The sequence below is a fragment of the Sphingobium fuliginis genome, from assembly GCF_004152845.1.
Lineage (GTDB): Bacteria > Pseudomonadota > Alphaproteobacteria > Sphingomonadales > Sphingomonadaceae > Sphingobium > Sphingobium fuliginis.
This window is the reverse complement of sequence record NZ_SEON01000004.1, coordinates 57553-76652: the sequence shown is the minus strand read 5'-3', so window position 1 is coordinate 76652 and position 19100 is coordinate 57553. Positions and strand designations below refer to the sequence as shown.

Sequence of the window (19100 nt, the reverse complement as noted above, 5' to 3'; positions counted from 1 at the left end):
GCCCTCGGGACTCGAGGGTCCTCAATCCGCAAATGGATCAGGCGGAATCGCGTGGGACAGATCGATGACGACCGTCTTGGTCTCGGTGAACTCCCGGATTGCGTCGAACCCGTTTTCGCGCCCGATCCCGCTCATCTTATACCCGCCATAGGGCAGCATGAAGTGCACGGGGCGGAAAGTGTTGACCGATACGAGGCCGCTTTCGATGCGGGCAGCGACGCGATGGGCGCGGGACACATCCCTGGTCCACAAGCCGCCGACCAGCCCATAGCGCGTGTCGTTGGCAAGGGAGACGGCTTCTTCCTCGCCATCGAACGGCATGACCGCCGTCACCGGCCCGAATATCTCCTCCTGCGCCAGACGCGACCGGTTGTCGACATCGGCAAAGACGGTGGGCTGGACGAAATAGCCTCTTGAAAGGCCCTCCGGCCGTCCTCCTCCCGCCAGCAGGCGCGCGCCGCTTTCATGTCCCAGACCGATATAGGCTTCAGTCTTGTCCCGCTGTTCGGCGGAGGTCTGTGGCCCGATATGGGTGCGGGGATCGAAGGGCGGGCCAGGACGTATCCGCTTCGCCCGCTCGGCCAGGCCGGCCGCGAAACGTTCATAGATCGGCCGCTCCACGAAGATGCGCGATGCGGTGGAGCAGGACTGCCCGGTCGAGCGGAAGGCGCTGTGCGTCGCGACGGACAGCGCCCTGTCGAAATCCGCATCGGCAAAGACGATGAACGGAGACTTGCCGCCGCATTCGAAGGAGCAGCGCTTCAGGTTCGCGCTCGCGCCCTGCATGATGCGGATCGCGGTTTCATGCGATCCGGTGAAGCTGACCTTCGCGACGCCGGGATGGGCGGAAAGCGCCGCGCCCACGGCGCCGTCGCCCGGCAGCACATTGACGACGCCGGCGGGGAAGCCCGCTTCTTCCGCCAGCGCCGCCAGAGCGAGCAGGCTGGCCGGAGTCTGCTCGGCGGGCTTCAGGATCATGACGTTGCCGGCGGCGAGGCCCGGCCCCAGCTTCCATGAGGCGAGCGAGATGGGGGAATTCCACGGCAGGATCGCCGCCACCACGCCGACCGGCTCCAGCCTGGTATAAGCCAGCGCGTCGGGCCGATAGGGTATCTGCTCCCCATTCACCTTGTCCGCTGCCCCGGCGAAGAAGGTCAGCCAGTCCGCCGCCCGCTGCACCTCGCCCAGCGTGTCGCGCAGCGGCTTGCCATTGTCGCGGCTCTCGATCTCGGCCAGCCGGGCGGCGTCGCGGCGGACCAGGTCCGCGAACCGGGCGATCAGCGCGCCGCGTTCGGTCGGCGCGGTGCGGCCCCATGGACCGGCCATGGCGGCGCGGGCGGCGGCGACCGCATCCTCGACATCGGCCGCATCGGCGGACGCGACCTCCGCCCAGACATCCTCGGTGGAAGGATCGATGCTCGCGATTCGGCCAGCGGCGCGGGGCGCGACCCATTCGCCGCCGATGAACAGCCGGTCGAACCGCTCCACGCTCATGACGCCTGACGCAGCGTTTCGACCGCCCGGATAGGACGCAGCATGTCCGACAGGGACTCCGCCTCGGGCGTTTCGCCCATGGCTTCGGCCACCGACACGGCGCCATCCCCGAAATGCCAGCGCGTGTTGCGCTCGAACTTCGCCAGCACGTCGGCGCGGGAGAGGGCCGCTTCCGGCGATCCGGGATGATAGGGCACATGCTTGAAATAGCGGCGCCCCGCCGCCTGCACGGTCAGTCGCGCCGGGCAATGGGCCGGATAGTCGGACTCCGGATCGACCGACGCCTCGATCTTCTGCGCGAGGGTCAGGATGCGATCATCGTCCAGCCGCTCGGACAGGAAGGTCTCCAGCCCGACATCGCCATCGACCAAAGCCGCCGCGACCCCGAAGAACAGGCTGAACCGGCCTTCATGCGGCGTCTTCGGCGCTTTCTTGCGGTCGCGGGGTTCGGTGACGAGCGTCAGGCCCGGCTCCGCGAGCTGGCAATGCACGCTCTCGATCTCCGCCACCGTCACCCCATCGCGGGCAAAGTCGGCCAGCACCTGCTTCGATGCCTCGATGAAGGCGTGCAGCAACTGGCAGCAGGGATAGGGCTTGTAGGCGGTTTCCGGCAGGTACCAGCGCGTGCCCAGCCCCTCGGCAGCGCGGGCGAAGTCGAGCTGACCGGTGATCGGGGTCAAATGCGTCTCGAAGAAACCGAACTTGCCCTCGAACACCGTGTCGGGACCGGTGATCCCCGCCATGGCGAGGTCGATGGCGAGCATGCCCGCATGCGCGCCCCAGCCGCCGTGCAATATCTTGGACGTCGAGCCGGTACGGGTCGATTCCTGAATGCCGGAGGCGAAGGTGCCCGCAATGCCCATGGCGTCCGCGATCTGCGCCGGCGTCGCGCCGCGCAGCCGCCCGATGGCCGCCGCCACGCCGAAGGAGCCGATCAGCGAACTGGTATGATAGCCGCGCTCCAGGAAGCGGTCGCCGGCCACGAAGCCCAGCCGGATCATCACCTCATAGCCGACGACGGCCGCGTCGATGGCCGCCGCGAGGGACAGGCCCTCCGCCTCCGCCGCCGCCAGCACGGCGGGCACGACGGTCGATCCGGGACGGGCCAGGGAGGAGCCATGCTTGTCGTCCATCTCCAGCGCCTGGGCCAGCGATCCGTTGACCAGCGCCGCCAGTTCGGCGCGGGCCTGCCTGTCGAAGCCGAAGAGGGAGGCGGCCTTCACATCGCCCTTTCCCTTGGCCCATTGCGCCACGAGACGCCCGAAGGCCGCGCCGCTTTCCTCCTTGGGATTGGCCCCGGCGATGGACACGCCGATCGAGTCGATCATGTGCCAGCGCGCCGCCTCCCGCACTTCGGGCGGCATCCCGGCCGAAGGGAAATGCGCGGCGAATTCACCGAATGTCTGCGATAATGTCATGTCAGCGGACCTGTTGCAGCGCGGCGCCAAGGGCGATGGCGGGCGCTTCCTCATTTTCCAGATTGTCGATGATGCGTTCGATCTCGGCCACGGCTTGCCCGGTCAGTTGACGGCTGGCGAGATCGCGGAATTTCTCCTTCAGCACCTCGTCCGACATCGGATTGCGCCAATGGCCGCTGCGATAGGTCTGCTCGTGGAAATGCTCGGTCCCGTCCTTCATCGTCACGGTGACGCGGACGGCGCGCATCTGGTGCTTCTCGCGCGCGTCCAACTCGGGATCGACATAGACCTCGATCCGGTTGGCGAGGTCGATGATCTTCGGATCGGTCAGCTTTTCGTCCGTATATTGGTCGATGAAGGCATTGCCCTCCAGCAGCGTCACCGCGCCGGTATAGGGCAGGTTCATCTGCGCGCTGATCGTCTCCCCATTGGGGACATAGGGCCAGCCGCAATGGACGAAGACCATCTCGGTCGTGCCGACGCGGACCTTCTCCACATCCTCGCCCCGGATGCCTGCCTTTTCCCGGATGGCGCGCAGGGCGTCCACTGTGGTCTGGCTGCTGGCGAGCGAGGAATAGCGCTTGAAGCCGTTGCGGCGCATCTCCCAATCGGTGCCCAAGCCGTCGGTGGCGAAGCTCAGATCATATTCGGCGGAGTAAGTGGAGCAGAAGCCGCCATAGGGCGCCTCCAGCACGTCGCGCACGCCGGTCAGCCCCTCGCGGGCGCAGAGCGCGGCGATGATGCCGTTCTGCGACGCCTTGCCGGAATGGAAGCGCTTGGCCATCGCGCCGAATTGCGACGCCATCAGCCCCGCCGCCTGGCTGCCCGCCAGGCCCAGCGCGCTCACATATCGATCGGTGTCGAGGTCCAGCAGCTTGGCGATGGCGGCCGCCGAACCGAAGGTGCTGGTAAGGCCGCAGGGATGGAACCCGCGATGGAAGGCCGACGGGCTGACCGTGTTGCCGATGCGCGTGCCCAGCTCATAGCCCGCGACGGTGGCGCGGATCATGTCCTTGCCGGTGAAGGCGCCGAATGCGCCCTCCGAACAGGCGATCACGGCGGGGACGACGCCCGCGCCATAATGCGACATGGACTGGTCGTGGCAATCGTCCAGTTCATAGCCCTGCGCCGCCGTGCCGTTGATGAAGGCGGCGCCGAGCGGATCGGCCTTGACCTTCATGCCCCAGGCGCTGGCGCTGGGCTTCTGGCCGAGAAGGCCGACGGTGCGGACCACCGCCTGCACCCAGGGGGTCGGCGCGCCGAACACGGCGCAGCCCAGGCTGTCGCGGATGCACTGCTTGGCGTTCAGGATCAGGTCGTCGGGAATGTCCCGATATTGCAGGGTCGCGGCGAAATCCGCGATGTCGCGGGTTGCGCCGGGGACGACGAATTTGCTGGATGCGTTCATGGAGGAACTTTCTTCGATAAGGGATCAGGCGACGGACAGCGCGGGCTTCCGCGATGCGGACTTGGCGTAGGCGGCGGCGCTGCCGCCCGCGAGGCGGCCGAAGACGGCTCCGCTGGTCAGGCCGCTCGCGCCGGGATAGTTGAAGTAGAATATGCCGCCGACCATCTCCCCCGCCGCGAACAGGCCGGGGATGGCGTGGCCGTTGGTGTCGATGACCTCGCCTTCCGTCGAAACCCTGATGCCGCCGAAGGTGAAGGTGACGCCGCAAGTCACCGCATAGGCTTCGAACGGCCCGGTATCGATGCTGTTGGCCCAGTTGCTGCGGACGACGCCGTTGCTGGAGGCGCTGCGTCCGTCCTTGATATTGGGGTCGAACGGCATGTCGGTCTTCACCGATGCGTTGAATTCCGCGACCGTTTCCAAGAATTGATCCTTGTTTATTTCTCCGATCCTGTCGGCCAGCTCCTCGATGGATTGGGCGACGACCTTGGTGACCTGGCGCGTGCGATATTCGTCGCGCAGCAAATGATTGACCTTGGAGTCATAGACTTGCCATGCCACCTGTCCGGGTTGCTGCAATACCGCCTGCCCATATTTCGCATAGGTGTAGTTACGGAAGTCGGCGCCTTCGTCGACAAATCGTTTTCCGTCGCGATTGACCATGATGCAGAGCGGATAGGAATGACGCTGATATTGTGGCGTCAGTGCGAGATCGCCGAAATCCTGTGCGTTGCGTTCCCAGGACACGGCATGACAACCCGACCAGTGCCCATAGGATTGCGCGCCGGCGGCGAGAGCCATGGACAGGCCGTCGCCGGTGTTGAAGCGCGAACCGCGAACCTTCGCCAGATCCCAGCCCGGCCCCAGATAGCGGGCGCGCCATTCGGCATTCGCCTCGAACCCGCCGCAGGCCAGCACGACGGCCCGCGCATGGATGGTTTCGATCTCGCCCTGCCCATTGAGCAGCGTGACGCCGGAAATCCCGCTTTCGTCGCGCAGCAGATCGCGGACCCAGGCATTGTAGCGGATTTCCACGCCGCGCTTTTCCGCCGCATTGTACAGCGCATCGACCAGGCCGGGGCCGCCGCTGGCCACGGCGATGGTGGCGCCGCCCCAGAATTTGAAGCGGCCGTTCACGCGATAGGCCTGCCGCCCGAAATTGGGGAAGAAGCGGACGCCCTGATCGCGCATCCACAGGATGGTCTCCCGGCTGCGCTTCACCAGGATTTCGCACAGGTCGGGATCGGTGCGATATTGGGTGATCTCGCCCATGTCGTCGAAAAACTGTTCCTCGGTATAGGTGCCGAAGTCGCTGACCGCGACTTCCTCGTCCGTGAGATCCGGGCAATAGGCGCGGATGTCGTCGGCGCCGTCATAGACGGTGCGCATCAGCCCGTCGGTATAGGCGGAGTTCCCGCCCCGCTCCTCCACCGGGGAACGTTCCAGCAGGAGGACACGGCTCCCCTCATTGGCGGCGCTGATCGCGGCGCAGAGCGCGGCATTGCCGCCGCCCACGACCACGATGTCGAAATCGGATTGTTGCTGTTCCGGCATTCCCGTCCCTCTTGATCCAGGCCAATCCCTGATTCAGGAAAGCGCTGCCGCCCTCCCCTCCAAGGCAAGCGGGCGGGTACGCCGGTGAGACCGGTCACAAGGCTGCCCTGCCGCTGTCATGCCAGCCACTTTTAGGGGATTGCTTTATGCGCGCACGGAATATTATAGCATTCTGCCATATCAAAAATTTATGGTGAGGATGGCCGGATGAAGCTGCAACAGCTCCGCTATGTCGTTGAAATCGTGCGGCATAACAATCATCTCTCGGCGGCGGCCGATGCCCTCAACACCTCGCAGCCCGGGGTGAGCCGGCAAATCCAGTTGCTGGAGCAGGAACTGGGTTTCGAGATCTTCATGCGCACCCGCAACCGGATCATCGACCTGACCGAACCGGGCCGCGTCGTCTTTTCCATCGCGCAGCGCATCGCGACGGACGTCGCCGCGCTCAAGTCGCTGAAGGAGGACATGCATTCGGGCAATCGCGGCGTCTTCACCATCGCGACGACGCATACCCAGGCCCGCTATGTGCTGCCCAAGGTGGTGGAGAAATTCGTCGCCCGCTATCCCGACGTGAAGCTGGTGCTGAAGCAGGGCGACCCGGAGGAAATCTGCGCGCTGGTGGAGGCGGGCGACGCAGACCTGTCGATCGGCACGGAAACGACGCGGGATTTCCCCAATCTGGTGAAGCTCGACTGTTTCGACCTGCACCGCTGCATCGTCGCGCCGGTCGGCCACCCGATCCTGGCCGTGCCGGAACTGACGCTGGAGGAGATCGCGCGCTATCCGATCATCACCTACGACACGCGCTATAGTGGTCGGTGGAAGGTGATGAAGGCCTTTTCCGACGCCGGACTGGAGCCGAAGATCGTGATGAGCGGCATCGACGCCGATGTCTGCAAGACCTATGTGGGGATGGGGCTGGGAATTGGGATATTGGCGTCCATGACTTATGACCCGGAGCGCGATGTCGGTATTCGGGCGCGGGATGCATCGCATCTGTTGCCGTCGAGCACGATCAAGATCGTGCTGCGGCGGAATACCTATTTGCGGTCGTTCCTGCTGGACTTCGTGCATTCGGTCGCGCCGAATCTGACGCCCTTGCGGGTAAGGCGCGCGGTGCATGAATTCCAGACGGTGGCGGGCTAGAGCCAATCGACATTCAGAAGATTACGAGCCGAGCCGAAGGCCACCGAAGGTAAAATGGTGGTTTTCCGTGACCCTGAGCGCAGCCTACTCAAAGTAGGTGAGCACTGGAAGCTCGGAAAAGCGTCATTTGCAGGCCGTCAGGGCTGAATGTCGATTGGCTCTAGAATTCATCCGGCGCACCATGTCTCTACGAAGGCATTCGAACGGACAAGCGGCTGATAGGAAGCGGGTTCGGGCGACGGGAATTGGCCGATTCAGGACCTTCCTTCTCCCTTGAGGGAGAAGGACAGGAAGCCTTGGCGACGAAGGGGCCCAGGCTGATCTGGATGAGGGGGAGCGGGCCTGCGGGCCGTGCGATCCCCTGGATCGCAACCCCCTCACCCGGCTACGACTAGGCAGCAAGCTGCCAAGTCTGCGCAGCCCTCTCCCTCGAGGGAGAGGGGTAAGTGGGTGTCCGCTTTGCACCCAATCGGCAGAGGTTGGCGCCGATCTACCCGGTCACTTCCAGCTTCTGGAGCGTCATGCGTTGCAGCGCCGCTTCATCGACGGCAAGGCCCAGGCCCGGCCCCGTCGGAACCGTCACAGCGCCATTCTCTATCGCCATGGCGCCTTCCGCGATCAGGGGATCGTCGCCCAGCACGCCCACGCCGAAGACGAACTCCGCCGCGCCGAAGGTGCGGGCCGCCGGGACCGAGGCGCAGAAATGCGCGGCCGCCGCCGCTTCGAGTTGGGAGGCGACCGCCAGCCCTCCGCAATTGATGCCGATGCCGTGCGCCTCGCCCAGCGCCGCGATCTTGCGGGCGGGGGTCAGGCCGCCGACCTTGTAGAGCTTGATGCAATATACATCCGCCGCCGCCGCATCCGCGATGTGGGCCGCGTCCTGGAGCGTGAACAGGCTTTCGTCGGCCATGATGGGAACGCCGCCCGCCTTGGCCCGGATCGCGGCCATGGCGCGCAGATCGGCCCGCTCCACCGGCTGTTCGCAATAGCCCACATCCATGTGGCGCAGGGCGTTGAGAGCCGACACCGTGTCCGCCGCCGTCCAGCCGGTATTGGGATCGACGCCGATCATGATGTCCGGCCCGACCGCCGCCCGCACCCGTTCGAAATTGGCGACGTCCGTCCGCCAGCCGCCCTTGCCCGCCGCCTTCAGGCACAGCACCCGGATGCCGAATTCCTCGACGGCGCGGCGGGCGTCCGCGACCATCTGCGCGGGATCGTCATAGAGGCTGACCGACCATTCCAGCGGGATCGCGGCATTGGCCCGCCCGCCGATCAGCGCGTGGATGGGCAGGCCCACCGCCTTGCCGAATGCATCGTGCAGCGCGATGTCGACCAGCGCCCGCGCCGCCGGATTGCCCGCCAGCCGCGATGTCAGCAGGCCGTCGATCGATTCCAGGTCGCACACCCGCTTGCCGATCAGCAGCGGTCCGTAGATGTCCCTGATCGCGCCGATCACGCTATGCACCGTATCGGCGACGAAATGGCCGGGGCTGATCGGACGGATCTGGGCGATGCCGGTCACGCCCTCCGCATGGATCTTGAGCAGGACGGGCTTGCCCAGCAACTGGTCCGAAGGCCCGGTGTCGTAGCTGCCGCTGGAGAATGTGCGCTTCAGCCGGACCGGCAGTTCGGTGACGTGCAGTTCTATCCTCTCGATGCGCATCATGCGGCCGCCCGGCTGTCGTTGCGCCATTGCGCCAGCACGATGTCGGCGCCCCGTTCCCCGAGCGCGATGGTCGGCGCATTGGTGTTGGACGAGGGAATGGTCGGGAAGATGGAGGAATCGATCACCCGCAAATTGCCGACGCCGCGCACCCGCAGTTGCGGATCGACCACCGCCTCCGCATCGGTCCCCGCCTTGCAGCTTCCGACGATATGCCAGGTGGTCTGCGTCGTTTCCCGGATATAGTCGATGATCTCCTCATCGGTGACGGTGGCGTCACCGGGCCGCGTCTCCCGCACGATCATCGCCCGCATCGCGGGATGGGAGGCGACGTTCCGCACCGCCTTGATCCCCGCCAGCAGCACGCCGACATCATGCGGATCGTCGCAATATCTGGGGTCGATCTTCGGATAGGCGACGGGATCGGGCGACTGGATATGCGTCCAGCCGCGCGAGCGGGGCCTGAGGCCCATGACGCCCACGGTAAAGCCCGAATGCGCGTCCAGCCCGTCCTGCGGCCTGCGCGCGTAGCGATCCTTGCCGGAAAAGGGCTGAAGCTGAAGCTTCAGGTCGGCGCGCGGTTCATCGGGGGAGCTGCGCATCACGATATGCGCCACCGCCGAGCAGATCGACAACAGCCCCTTGCCGAACAGCGCGAATTTCAGGCCTTCCTTCACCTTCACCGTCGGGCGCTGCAAGGCGTCGTTGATGGTGATCGGCCTGGTGCATTCGAATGTCAGGCGGGTATTGGGATGGTCCAGCAAATTCTCGCCCACGGCGGGCATGTCCCTGATCACCTCTATTCCATATTCGCGCAGCAGCGACGCATTGCCGATGCCGGACAGCTCGAGCAGCTTGGGAGACTGGACCGGGCCTGCGGACAGGATCACTTCCTTGCGGGCGTCGATGCGCGTCAGTTCATTGCCACGCCGGACCTCCACACCCGTAGCCACGCCGTTTTCGATGATCACCCGCGTCACCAGAGCGTCGACCATCACGTCCAGATTGGGACGGCCCCGCGCCGGCTTCAGATAGCCGACCGCCGAAGAGGAGCGGAAACCGCGCCTGGTCGAATATTGCAGATAGGACGCGCCCTCATAATGGCCGTCATTATAATCCTCGACATAGTCGAACCCGGCCTGGCAGCCCGCTTCCACGAAAGCATCGGCCAGCGCGTCGAAATGCTTGAGGCTGGTGACGCCGATCGGCCCGTCATGGCCGCGCACCGCCGGATCGCCCTGGCGGTAGCTTTCCATCCGCTTGAAATAGGGCAGCATGTCGGACCAGCCCCAGCCCGGCAGGCCCAGCGCCGCCCAACTGTCGAATTCCGCCGGATCGCCGCGGACATAGACATTGCCGTTGATCGAGCTGGAGCCGCCCAGCACCCGCCCCCGCGTCCATAATTGGGTGCGGTTCTTGAGCGCGGCCTGCGGTTCGGTGATGAAGGGCCAGGTGTGATTGGGGTCCTTCAGCAGGTTCACGACCATCAGGGGTATGTGGATGCTGATGCTGCTGTCGCGCCCGCCCGCCTCGATCAGCAGCACCCGTTCCCGGCCATCCTCCGACAGACGATTGGCAACCGCGCATCCGGCCGACCCCGCACCCACGACGATGAAATCATAAGGCCCTTCGTTCCGGCCAGCCCTTGCGTTCACGCTGCATCCCTCATCGATATTCTGGTTGGCCGGACATTATGGCCGGGTAGCATGCAATACAATATAATCGCGGAGGAGCAGCATATCGTTATCGCATGCCGAAACTGTCGGCGCCGGTCAGGACTGGGGCTTCACCGTCACCGGCGTGCGCCAGATCTCGCCCTTTTCCGCCTCCGTCACGTAAAGATAGCCGTCATGGATGGTGAGGTTCGTCGTCCAGCGGCCGGCTTCCTTCGGCAACTTCATATAGCCGAGCGTGAAGCCGTCCATATCGGCCACGCCCACCGCCCCGGCCAGGAATTCCGCCCAATAGAGCCGCCCGTCCGCGTCCATGGTCATGCCGTCCGGCCCGATCCCGCCATCGGTATGCGCCAGAATATAGGGGCCGCGCTTGCTCTGCGCATTGGCGACCGACGGCATGGTCATGATCGCCTTCGCGCCGTAGAGGCCGATATTGACGAACTTGCCGTCGGGCGTAAGCGCGACGCCATTGGGATAGGGCAGCCTGTCCGCCAATATCCTGGCCGAACGGGTGCCGGGCGCGAAATAGGCGACGCGCCCCACCCGGTCGAGATAATTGGAATTGTCCGCCAGCGTCACATAGATGCCGCCCTGTTCGTCGAAGACGAGGTCGTTGGCGACAAAGGATTTGCCTTCCACCCTGTCCGCGAAGACTGTGAGCGACCGGGACCGCGGATCATAGGTCAGGATGCCGCGCGCATTGTCCGTGATGAACAACCGCCCGTCCTTATGGAAGCGCGCGCCGTTGGGATTGCCCCCCGTGCTGAGCTGGGTGACGCATTGGCCGCCGACGACCTTGACGATTGCGCCGTTGAACAGGCTGACGGCCCAGATGTCGCCATTGCCGTCGAAATTGATCCCTTCCAGAAACTGGCCGCAGGTGACGAGCTTTTCGAACCGGCATTCGCCGCATATGTCCTTCAGGGTCGAAGCCTGCACGGCCATGGCGCCGGTCATCGCGACGGCGCAGCCCAAAAGCTTCATCAATTTCCGGATTGCCATTCCACCTCTCCCATGCTCCGCTGTCCTGCGCGCATTTCCGATGCGAAATCATCCGGATCGAGGGGATCGAAGGCCAATATCCAAACGGCATTCAGGAGAAGCGCTGCTTATGGTGGAACCGGGGGGCACCATAAGCTTCCGTTATTCTCGCTCACCGGAAACATATTGGAGGGCATAGCGTCGGCGGGCTAGGACTGTGCCAAAGGCGGGAGGATGACATTGGCTGAGCGGCAGGATTACGACCTTTTCATCGGCGGGCAGTGGGTGCCGCCGGAAATGAACGAGCGCTTTCCCACCGTCAATCCGTTCGACCAGAATGTCTGGGCGACAATCTCGCAAGCCGGTCCGTCCGACGTCGCCGCCGCCGTCGCCGCCGCCCGGGAGGCCTTCGAACGGCGCTGGCGCGGGGTGCCGGGGGTGGAGCGCGCCCGGCTGATGCACCGCCTGGCCGACCTGATCGACCGCGACGCCGACCGGCTGGCCAGGCTGGAGTCCACCGACAATGGCAAGGTGATACGCGAAACCCGATCGCAGATGCGCTTCTGCGCGCGGGTCTTCCGCTTCTTCGCGGGCTATGCCGACAAGATATTCGGCAAGGTCATTCCCGTCGACCGGTCCGACATCTTCGACTATGCGACGATGGAGCCGCTGGGGGTGATCGGCGTCATCACGGCATGGAATTCCCCCATCGCGCTGCTGGCGAACAAGGTGCCGGCGGCTCTGGCGGCGGGCAATGCGGTGGTGGTGAAGCCGTCCGAGCATGCGTCCGTCACCACGCTGGAATTCGCGCGGCTGGTGGAGGAGGCGGGATTCCCCAAGGGCGTGTTCAACGTCGTCACGGGGGACGCGCGTACCGGAAGGGCGCTGGTGGAAGGCGGCGGGCTGGACAAGATCAGCTTTACCGGCAGCAGCCATGGCGGGCGGGAAATCGCCGCCGCCGCCGGGCGCAACCTGACGCCCGTGATCCTCGAACTGGGCGGGAAATCGCCCAACATCATCTTCGAGGATGCGGACCTGGGCAAGGCGACCGTGGGCGCGCTGGCGGGCATTTTCGCGGCGACGGGGCAGACCTGCATCGCCGGGTCGCGCCTGCTGGTCCAGCGGTCGGTCCATGACGGCGTGGTGGAAGAACTGGCGCGCCGGGCGGCGAATATCCGGCTGGGCGATCCGCTCGATCCCGCGACGGAGATGGGCACGGCGGCCAACCGGCCGCAGTTCGACCGCATCCTGTCGTTCATCGAGTCCGCGAAGGCGGACGGCGCGCGGCTGATCACCGGGGGCGAAGCGGCGCGCGACGGCATTCTGCGCGACGGGCTGTTCGTCAAGCCCACCATCTTCGCGGACGTCGACAACCGCATGCGCGTGGCGCAGGAGGAGATTTTCGGGCCCGTGCTCTCCATCATCCCCTTCGATACGGAGGAGGAGGCGATCGCCATCGCCAACGACCAGAGCTTCGGCCTGGCGTCGGGCATCTGGACGCAGAGCCTGAACCGCATGCACCGCGTTTCCGCCGCGCTCCGCACCGGCATGGTGTGGGTCAACACCTATCGCGCCGTGGCCGTGCAGACGCCCTTTGGCGGGGTGAAGGACAGCGGCTTCGGCCGCGAGCGCGGCGAAGAGGGGTTGAAGGAATTCCTGACCACGAAGAATGTGATGATCAACCTGTCCGAAAGCGAGCGGGACCCGTTCCAGGTGCAGACCTGAACGGCAGAAGAGGATGAGCCGATGTGCGATCAATGCCCCAAGGCGCCGGATGGCTGGATAGGCTGGCTGGACCTGCCGGCAAGCAGGCCGGTCCAGCCCGCCGGTCCCTGGGTCGACCTGACCCATGATGTCGGCCCGGACATGCCCTGCGCGTCGATCTTTCCGAGGCCCAGCTTCGGCAAGCTGCGTTCGCTGCCCCAGGACCCGTTCAACGTCACCGACATCCACATGGTCGCGCATGCCGGGACGCATGTCGACGCGCCGCTGCATTATTTCGAGGACGCGCCCGACATGGCGTCGATCCCGCCGGAGCGGCTGAGCGGCGAAGGCGTCGTCTGGCGCATCGAAAAAGGGCCGGACCAGATCATCTCCGTCGCGGAGCTTGAGCAATGCCGCCCGCTCCTGCAGGCGGGCGACATATTGGCGGTGGACACCGGCTGGGCCGCCCGCTTCGGCACGCCGGACTATGAACGGCATCCGAGCTTCAGCCCCGAAGCCGCGACATGGCTGCTGGAAAGGCGCATCAAGATGCTGGCCTGCGACTTCGCGACGCCCGACCTTGTCTATCATCTTCGGCAACCCGGTTTCGACTGGCCGGTCCACCGCACGCTGCTCGCCAACGGCATATTGATCTGCGAGCATTTGACCGGGCACGCCGCCTTCGCCGGGGATCGGGTCGAGTTCCTGTTCGGCGCCCTGCCCATCGCCGGAGGCGACGGTTCGCCAGCGCGGGTGCTGGCCCGCAGGATCGCCCGAGCCGGTGTATAGCGGGGACCGGTATCTGGCCGACGCGCTTGCGGCCTGCGGCGCGACTCATTTCTTCCATGTCCCGTTGCTGCTGCCCGGGGCGGTCAAGGCGATGCAGGCTGCCGGGGTCCTGCCCGTCGTCGCCCATGGCGAGAAGGCGGCCGCCTATATGGCGGACGGCTATGCGCGGGCTTCGGGCCGGATCGGCCTGTGCGGGGCGCAGCAGATCGGCGCGGCCAATCTGGCCGCCGGATTGCTGGACGCGTTGATGGCGCGATCCCCGGTGCTGGCGCTGACCGGCGGCAGCACCGCCGCCACCCGCGACCGCAACCAATATCAGGAGGTCGACCAGCAGCCCATTTTCGCCGGGCTGACCAAGATGACGTCGCGCATCGACCTGGTCTCGCGCCTGCCCGACATGCTGGGCCAGGCCATGCGGGTGGCGACCGGCGGCGCGCCCGGCCCGGTCCATCTGGAACTGGCGGGCTTCACCGGCGCAGTGCTGAACGATCCGATGGACCCTGCGCCCCTGCCCGATCCGGCCTTCGCTTCATGCCCGGCGGTCCGCCATGCCGCGCCCGCCGCCGACATCCGCCGCGCCGCCGACCTGCTGCGCCATGCCATGCGTCCCGTCGTCATCGCTGGATCGGGCATCCGCGCGAGCGGCGCGCAGGAAGCGCTGGCGGCCTTTGTGCGGCGGCACGGGCTGCCCCTCGCCACCTCGCTCGACGCCAAGGCGGTGTTGCGGGAAAGCGATCCGCTCTCGCTCGGCGTCTGCGGCATCTATTCGCGGGAAGCCGCCAACCGGGCGGTGAGCGAGGCCGATCTGGTCCTTTTCGTGGGGACCATGGCGGGCAGCATGACGACCACCGGCTGGAAGGTGCCCCAACCCGGCATCGCCGCGATCCAGATCGACGTGGACGCCCGCGAACTGGGCCGCAACTATCCGTTGCAGGCCGCGCTTTGCGGCGATCCGAAAACCATATTGGAACAATTTTCCGCTGCGCTGACGGACATGCCGGTACGGCGGGACTGGCTGCGGCATGTGGAAGAATTGCGCGCGGACTGGACGCAGGCGGCGGCGCCGGCCGAAATGTCGGACGCCCTGCCGATCCGTCCCGAACGCCTGTGCCGCATCCTGTCGGAAGAACTGCCGGAAGGCGCGCTTCTGGTGGTCGACACCGGCCATGCCGCCGCCTGGGCGGCGCGCCACATCTATCTCGACCGGCGCGGGCAGGGCCTGCTGCGCGCCGCCGGATCGCTCGGCTGGTCCTATCCCGCCTCGCTCGGCGCCAAATGCGCGCAGCCCGACCGGCCCGTCCTGTGCTTCACCGGCGATGGCGGGTTCCTGTACCATATGAGTGAAATGGAGACGGCGCGGCGTTACGGCATCAACACCGTCACGATCGTCTCCAACAATAACGGCCTCAGCCAGGAAAAGCCGGTCTGGGCCGACAATGCCGACCATGATCATCACTGGCGCTTCTCCCCGGTCGACTATGCCGCCGCCGCGCGCGCGTTCGGCTGCAAATCCTGTCGGGTCGAGCGGCCGGGCGAGTTGGGCCCCGCGCTGCGATCCGCCATCAAGGAGGATGCGCCTGTCATCGTGGAGGTCATGACCGACATATTGGCGCTGCATCCGCCCGCCTGGACGCCCTCCGATCCGGCCCGGTTCTATTAGGTGGATTGGCTGCGTTCCGAAGAGGCTGGATGACTGATTTTTGGTGGAAAGCGGACATTCCCCCTCCCGCAGGCGGGAGGGGGTTAGGGGGTGGGCTGGCGCGACATCAGCGTGAATTTTCAACGGCTAAGCTGGAAGCTCGCTGCGCTCGCGCCCACCCCTAACCCCTCCCGCCTGCGGGAGGGGAATGTCTTGGATTGGCCAATAGGCGTTCATTTCGGTCTGTCCTGCTCCGCACGCGGCACATGGCCGCTCATGGCCGATCCGGCATCCGGGGCGAAGCGCCGGTTCACGAAGAAAGCCGACAGCGAGATCAGGGCCACGGCGACCAGTGCGGCGGCAAAATCCTCCCGGTGGGGCGTGGCCGATCCGCGGACGGCCATGCTCGCCTGGATCGCGACGGAGGCGGTGCAGATGCCCAGCGACAGCAGCAATTGCTGGAATGTGGAATAGAGGCTGGACGCACGGCTGATCCGCGCCGCCTCCACGCCTTCATAAGCCACCGTGTTGTAGACCGAGAACTGAAAGGACATGAAAAAGCCCGCCAGCGTCAGGACCGCCATCGTCAGCGGCACCGGCCAGTCCGCCCGGAACGCCGCCGCCAGCCCGTAGCAGAGCGAGGACAGCAGGCCGTTCACGATCAGGCTGCGCCGGAAGCCCAGACGGCGCAGCACCGGGGAAACGATGGCCTTCGACACCAGCGATCCCACCGCCGTGGCGAGCATGATCGCCCCGCTCACCGCCGCGCTGAAGCCGAATCCCACCTGGAACATCAGCGGCAGCAGGAAGGGCTGCGCGCCCTGGGTGATGCGGGTCAGCGATCCGCCGATCAGCGACAGGCGGAAGGACCGGTCGCGCAGCACGGTGAGGTCCAGCAGCGGATCGGGCCGGCGCGCCGCATGGCGGACATAGGTTCCGGCCATCACGCCCGCGACGGCGAGCAGCAGCAAGGCCTGCCCCAGCCGCCCCGGCTGGCTCGCGCTTTCGCACCCGAGCAGCAGGGTACCGAGGCCGGCGGCGCAGATCAGGAAGCCCGGAATGTCTGCCCGTCCGGGCGCATCGGCGCGGCCATTGTCGATATGGAGGGAGATGGCGGCGATCCCCGCCAGCCCGACCGGCAGGTTGACGTAGAATATCCAGCGCCAGTCCAGATGGGTGACGATCAGCCCGCCTATGGGCGGCCCCAGCATCGGGCCCAGCAGCGCAGGCGTGACCAGCCAGGCGGTCGCTGAAACCAGATCCTGCCTGCGCGTGACGCGCAGCAGGGCGATCCGCCCCACCGGGGTCATCATCGCCCCGCCCGCGCCCTGCACGAAGCGGGCCATGCCCATCTGGGCTGCCGATGTCGAAAAGGCGCAGAGCAGCGAGCCCGCCATGAAGACCAGTATCGCCGCCCGCAATACCGACCGCGCGCCGAACCGGTCGGCCAGCCGGCCGCTCAGCGGGATGAAGGCCGCCACCGCCAGCAGATAGGCGGTCAGGACCAGACCGAGGGCATTGACCGGTTCCCGGAAGTCCCGCGCGATGGTGGGCAGCGCGGTGGTCAGCACGGTCGCGTCGATCTGCTCCATGATCATGGTGCTGGCGACGATCAGCGCGACGACGCGGTAATTGCCCCGGCTGGAACGATCTGCGGATGGAGCGGCCGTGCAGCCGCCGCTCATGCCCCCTGCGATGCCATGAGGCCGTCTTCCGGGAGGCAGAGGGGCGCCCGCATCACGGCTTCGGGCTGGTGGACGGGGGTATCGATCCCCTCCATCCGCGCCTTGATCTGAAGGGCGAGATGCAGCGAGTGGAAGCGCGACTGGGCCAGATTGCCGCCATGGAACCACAGCCCCTCCTGCCGGGTCGGCTTCCACATGTTGCGAAGCTCCCCCTCCCAGGGACCGGGGTCCATGGCGGTGCCCGATCCCAGGCCCCAGCAGCGGCCCACCTTTTCAGCGACCTCCCGGGAGATCAGCATCTCGGCCCAGCCGTCCATCGGGCCGTAGCCGGTCGCGTAGATGATCGCGTCGGCCGCCACCTCGCTGCCGTCGGTCAGCACCAGGCCGCCGGGGGCGATGGAGGCGACGCCGACGCCGCTCCGCACCCTGACCTCTCCGTCGCAGATCAGGTCGGAGCCGCCGACATCGATATAATAGCCCGAGGCGCGGCGCATATATTTGCCCGCTATGGCCGTCCCGTCCTCCCCGAAATCGAACTGGAAGCCGGATGCCGCCAGCCGTTCGTAGAAGGCCGCGTCCTCCCGGCGTATGCGGTCGCAATTATGGCGGTCCATCGCTTCCTTCAGGCGGAAGGGCGTGGATGCGGTGATCAGGTCGGCCCGGTCGGTATCGATCCCTGCCGCGATCCCCTTCTCCGAATAGGGGCCTTCTTCGGAAATGCGGCGCAGCGCGCTCGCCTTGATGACGGTGGTGGGCGACCGCTGGATCATCGTGACCTTCGCGTCGTTCGACCAGAGGTCGACGCAAATGTCGTGCGCGGAGTTGTTGGAACCCACGACCACGCAGGCCTTGCCGGCAAAGGCCGCGCCATCCGCATATTGGCTGCTATGGCACTGCACCCCGCGAAAGCTGTCCGCGCCGGGGAAGACGGGCATGTTGGCGATGCCCGACAATCCGGTGGCCAGCACCAGCTGCGCCGGGCGCAGGACCATTTCCCGCCCCGCCCGGTCGACCGTCACCGTCCAGCGTTTCGCGGCTTCGTCATAATGCGCCCTGGTGCAGCGGGTGGAGCCCCAGAAGTCCAGTTCCAGCACCCGGGCATACATTTCCAGCCAGTCGCCCATCTTGTCCTTGGCGGTATAGACCGGCCAATGGTCCGGGAACGGGATATAGGGCAGATGGTCGATCCAGACCGGATCGTGCAGGTAGAGCGACTTGTAGCGGCTGCGCCAGGCATCGCCCGGCTTTTCCAGCGCGTCGACGATGAGGGTCGGGACGCCGAGCCGCTTCAGCCGCGCGCCCAGCGCCAGCCCGCCCTGGCTGCCGCCGACGACCAGGCAATAGGGCTGCACCTCCGTCCCCAGCGTCCGGGCGGTCGCGGCCCGCGCCTCCGACCAGGTTTCCCGGTCCTTGATGGCGCGATGGACGACGCCCTCCGGCCGGCGACGCCCGCCCGGCTCCTCAAAGCCCTTGAGTTCCTGCAGGGCGGTGAGCAGGGTGAAGCACCGGCCGTCCTTCAGCCGGACATGGCCCTTGCCCCGGCCCGCGCCGGTCTCGAAATCGAACCAGCCTTCGATCAGCCCGTCCCTTTCGGCGGCGCCGCCTTCCGGGCGCGCGGTGAAGGGGAGGACGGGATCGGCCTGCGCGTCCAGCATTTTACCGATGGCCTCGCGCCCCTCCATCGTCGCGATGTTCCAGGTGAAGGCGACCAGATCGCGCCAATAGCATTCGTCGGGCGCGAAAAGAGCAAGGACGGCGCCGGTGTCGCGGGCAGCCAGCGCGGCCTGAAATCCGTCGAGCCAGTGTTCCAGCGCCCGGTCATGCTGTCCGCTCTTCACCTTCTGCTCCTCTTCCGCCCCGCGCACGGCGGCCCCTCAACCTGCCATCTTCGGTGGCAAAATCCCATCGGCGGAAAAAATAAGTATTCTGGCGCGAGTATA

General features: G+C 66.2%; 13 protein-coding genes. 4 read left to right on the top strand and 9 right to left on the bottom strand.

The window, feature by feature from the left end; translation table 11 throughout:
* Window positions 1–21: 21 nt before the first annotated feature.
* From EWH10_RS11375 to tcuA, 4 genes are read right to left on the bottom strand one after another with little or no spacing between them, the layout of a single operon-like run.
* Window positions 22–1494, bottom strand: a complete 1473-nt coding sequence (locus EWH10_RS11375) for an aldehyde dehydrogenase family protein (protein WP_025550679.1) — start codon at window positions 1492–1494, stop codon at window positions 22–24.
* Window positions 1491–2912 carry an MmgE/PrpD family protein gene (locus EWH10_RS11370; RefSeq protein ID WP_165363357.1) on the bottom strand — a complete coding sequence of 474 codons (1422 nt, stop codon included), beginning with the start codon at window positions 2910–2912 and terminating at the stop codon, window positions 1491–1493. The genes EWH10_RS11375 and EWH10_RS11370 overlap by 4 nt, the downstream gene beginning before the upstream one ends.
* A 1-nt stretch (window position 2913) precedes the next feature.
* A complete protein-coding gene (locus EWH10_RS11365; RefSeq protein ID WP_065846525.1) occupies window positions 2914–4320 on the bottom strand; it encodes an MmgE/PrpD family protein in 1407 nt (468 codons plus the stop codon).
* 24 nt (window positions 4321–4344) lie between these two features.
* On the bottom strand, window positions 4345–5874 hold the full coding sequence (gene tcuA / locus EWH10_RS11360) for an FAD-dependent tricarballylate dehydrogenase TcuA (RefSeq protein ID WP_044660645.1): 1530 nt from the start codon (window positions 5872–5874) through the stop codon (window positions 4345–4347).
* Window positions 5875–6081: 207 nt separating this feature from the next.
* Between tcuA and EWH10_RS11355 the strand changes: the two genes are divergently transcribed.
* Entirely contained in the window at window positions 6082–7020 is a 939-nt protein-coding gene (locus EWH10_RS11355) for a LysR substrate-binding domain-containing protein (RefSeq protein ID WP_025552300.1), read from the top strand.
* A gap of 490 nt (window positions 7021–7510) precedes the next feature.
* Here the strand turns inward: EWH10_RS11355 and EWH10_RS11350 are convergent, their stop codons facing one another.
* The 3 genes from EWH10_RS11350 to EWH10_RS11340 form a co-directional block, all read right to left on the bottom strand.
* Window positions 7511–8689: a mandelate racemase/muconate lactonizing enzyme family protein gene (locus EWH10_RS11350; protein WP_165363356.1), complete on the bottom strand. Its 1179-nt coding sequence runs from the start codon at window positions 8687–8689 to the stop codon at window positions 7511–7513.
* Complete coding sequence (locus EWH10_RS11345; RefSeq protein ID WP_044660643.1) at window positions 8686–10341, bottom strand: GMC family oxidoreductase; 1656 nt, start codon at window positions 10339–10341, stop codon at window positions 8686–8688. Before EWH10_RS11345 ends, EWH10_RS11350 begins: the two co-directional genes overlap by 4 nt.
* A gap of 117 nt (window positions 10342–10458) precedes the next feature.
* On the bottom strand, window positions 10459–11346 hold the full coding sequence (locus EWH10_RS11340; RefSeq protein ID WP_171009945.1) for an SMP-30/gluconolactonase/LRE family protein: 888 nt from the start codon (window positions 11344–11346) through the stop codon (window positions 10459–10461).
* Between the two features lie 231 nt (window positions 11347–11577).
* Here EWH10_RS11340 and EWH10_RS11335 point away from each other — a divergent pair, with 231 nt between their 5' ends.
* From EWH10_RS11335 to EWH10_RS11325, 3 genes are read left to right on the top strand one after another with little or no spacing between them, the layout of a single operon-like run.
* Complete coding sequence (locus tag EWH10_RS11335) at window positions 11578–13068, top strand: aldehyde dehydrogenase (protein WP_044660642.1); 1491 nt, start codon at window positions 11578–11580, stop codon at window positions 13066–13068.
* 21 nt (window positions 13069–13089) lie between these two features.
* Window positions 13090–13836 (top strand): cyclase family protein, encoded by a 747-nt coding sequence (locus tag EWH10_RS11330; RefSeq protein WP_044660641.1) that lies wholly within the window; start codon window positions 13090–13092, stop codon window positions 13834–13836.
* Window positions 13829–15496, top strand: a complete 1668-nt coding sequence (locus tag EWH10_RS11325) for a thiamine pyrophosphate-binding protein (protein ID WP_083199090.1) — start codon at window positions 13829–13831, stop codon at window positions 15494–15496. The genes EWH10_RS11330 and EWH10_RS11325 overlap by 8 nt, the downstream gene beginning before the upstream one ends.
* Window positions 15497–15708: 212 nt before the next feature.
* On the opposite strand, the gene EWH10_RS11320 is transcribed toward EWH10_RS11325, so the two are convergent.
* Together EWH10_RS11320 and EWH10_RS11315 are read right to left on the bottom strand one after the other, a co-directional pair.
* On the bottom strand, window positions 15709–17160 hold the full coding sequence (locus EWH10_RS11320) for an MFS transporter (protein WP_065846524.1): 1452 nt from the start codon (window positions 17158–17160) through the stop codon (window positions 15709–15711).
* Window positions 17157–19025 (bottom strand): NAD(P)/FAD-dependent oxidoreductase, encoded by a 1869-nt coding sequence (locus EWH10_RS11315; protein ID WP_229742588.1) that lies wholly within the window; start codon window positions 19023–19025, stop codon window positions 17157–17159. The genes EWH10_RS11320 and EWH10_RS11315 overlap by 4 nt, the downstream gene beginning before the upstream one ends.
* Window positions 19026–19100 lie beyond the last annotated feature (75 nt).

Bases quoted from the DNA above. Each gene is read 5' to 3' on its own strand.
- EWH10_RS11375 (WP_025550679.1), bottom strand. From the start codon at position 1,494: ATGAGCGTGGAGCGGTTCGACCGGCTGTTCATCGGCGGCGAATGGGTC.
- EWH10_RS11370 (WP_165363357.1), bottom strand. From the start codon at position 2,912: ATGACATTATCGCAGACATTCGGTGAATTCGCCGCGCATTTCCCTTCG.
- EWH10_RS11365 (WP_065846525.1), bottom strand. From the start codon at position 4,320: ATGAACGCATCCAGCAAATTCGTCGTCCCCGGCGCAACCCGCGACATC.
- tcuA (WP_044660645.1), bottom strand. From the start codon at position 5,874: ATGCCGGAACAGCAACAATCCGATTTCGACATCGTGGTCGTGGGCGGC.
- EWH10_RS11355 (WP_025552300.1), top strand. From the start codon at position 6,082: ATGAAGCTGCAACAGCTCCGCTATGTCGTTGAAATCGTGCGGCATAAC.
- EWH10_RS11350 (WP_165363356.1), bottom strand. From the start codon at position 8,689: ATGATGCGCATCGAGAGGATAGAACTGCACGTCACCGAACTGCCGGTC.
- EWH10_RS11340 (WP_171009945.1), bottom strand. From the start codon at position 11,346: ATGAAGCTTTTGGGCTGCGCCGTCGCGATGACCGGCGCCATGGCCGTG.
- EWH10_RS11335 (WP_044660642.1), top strand. From the start codon at position 11,578: ATGACATTGGCTGAGCGGCAGGATTACGACCTTTTCATCGGCGGGCAG.
- EWH10_RS11330 (WP_044660641.1), top strand. From the start codon at position 13,090: ATGTGCGATCAATGCCCCAAGGCGCCGGATGGCTGGATAGGCTGGCTG.
- EWH10_RS11320 (WP_065846524.1), bottom strand. From the start codon at position 17,160: ATGAGCGGCGGCTGCACGGCCGCTCCATCCGCAGATCGTTCCAGCCGG.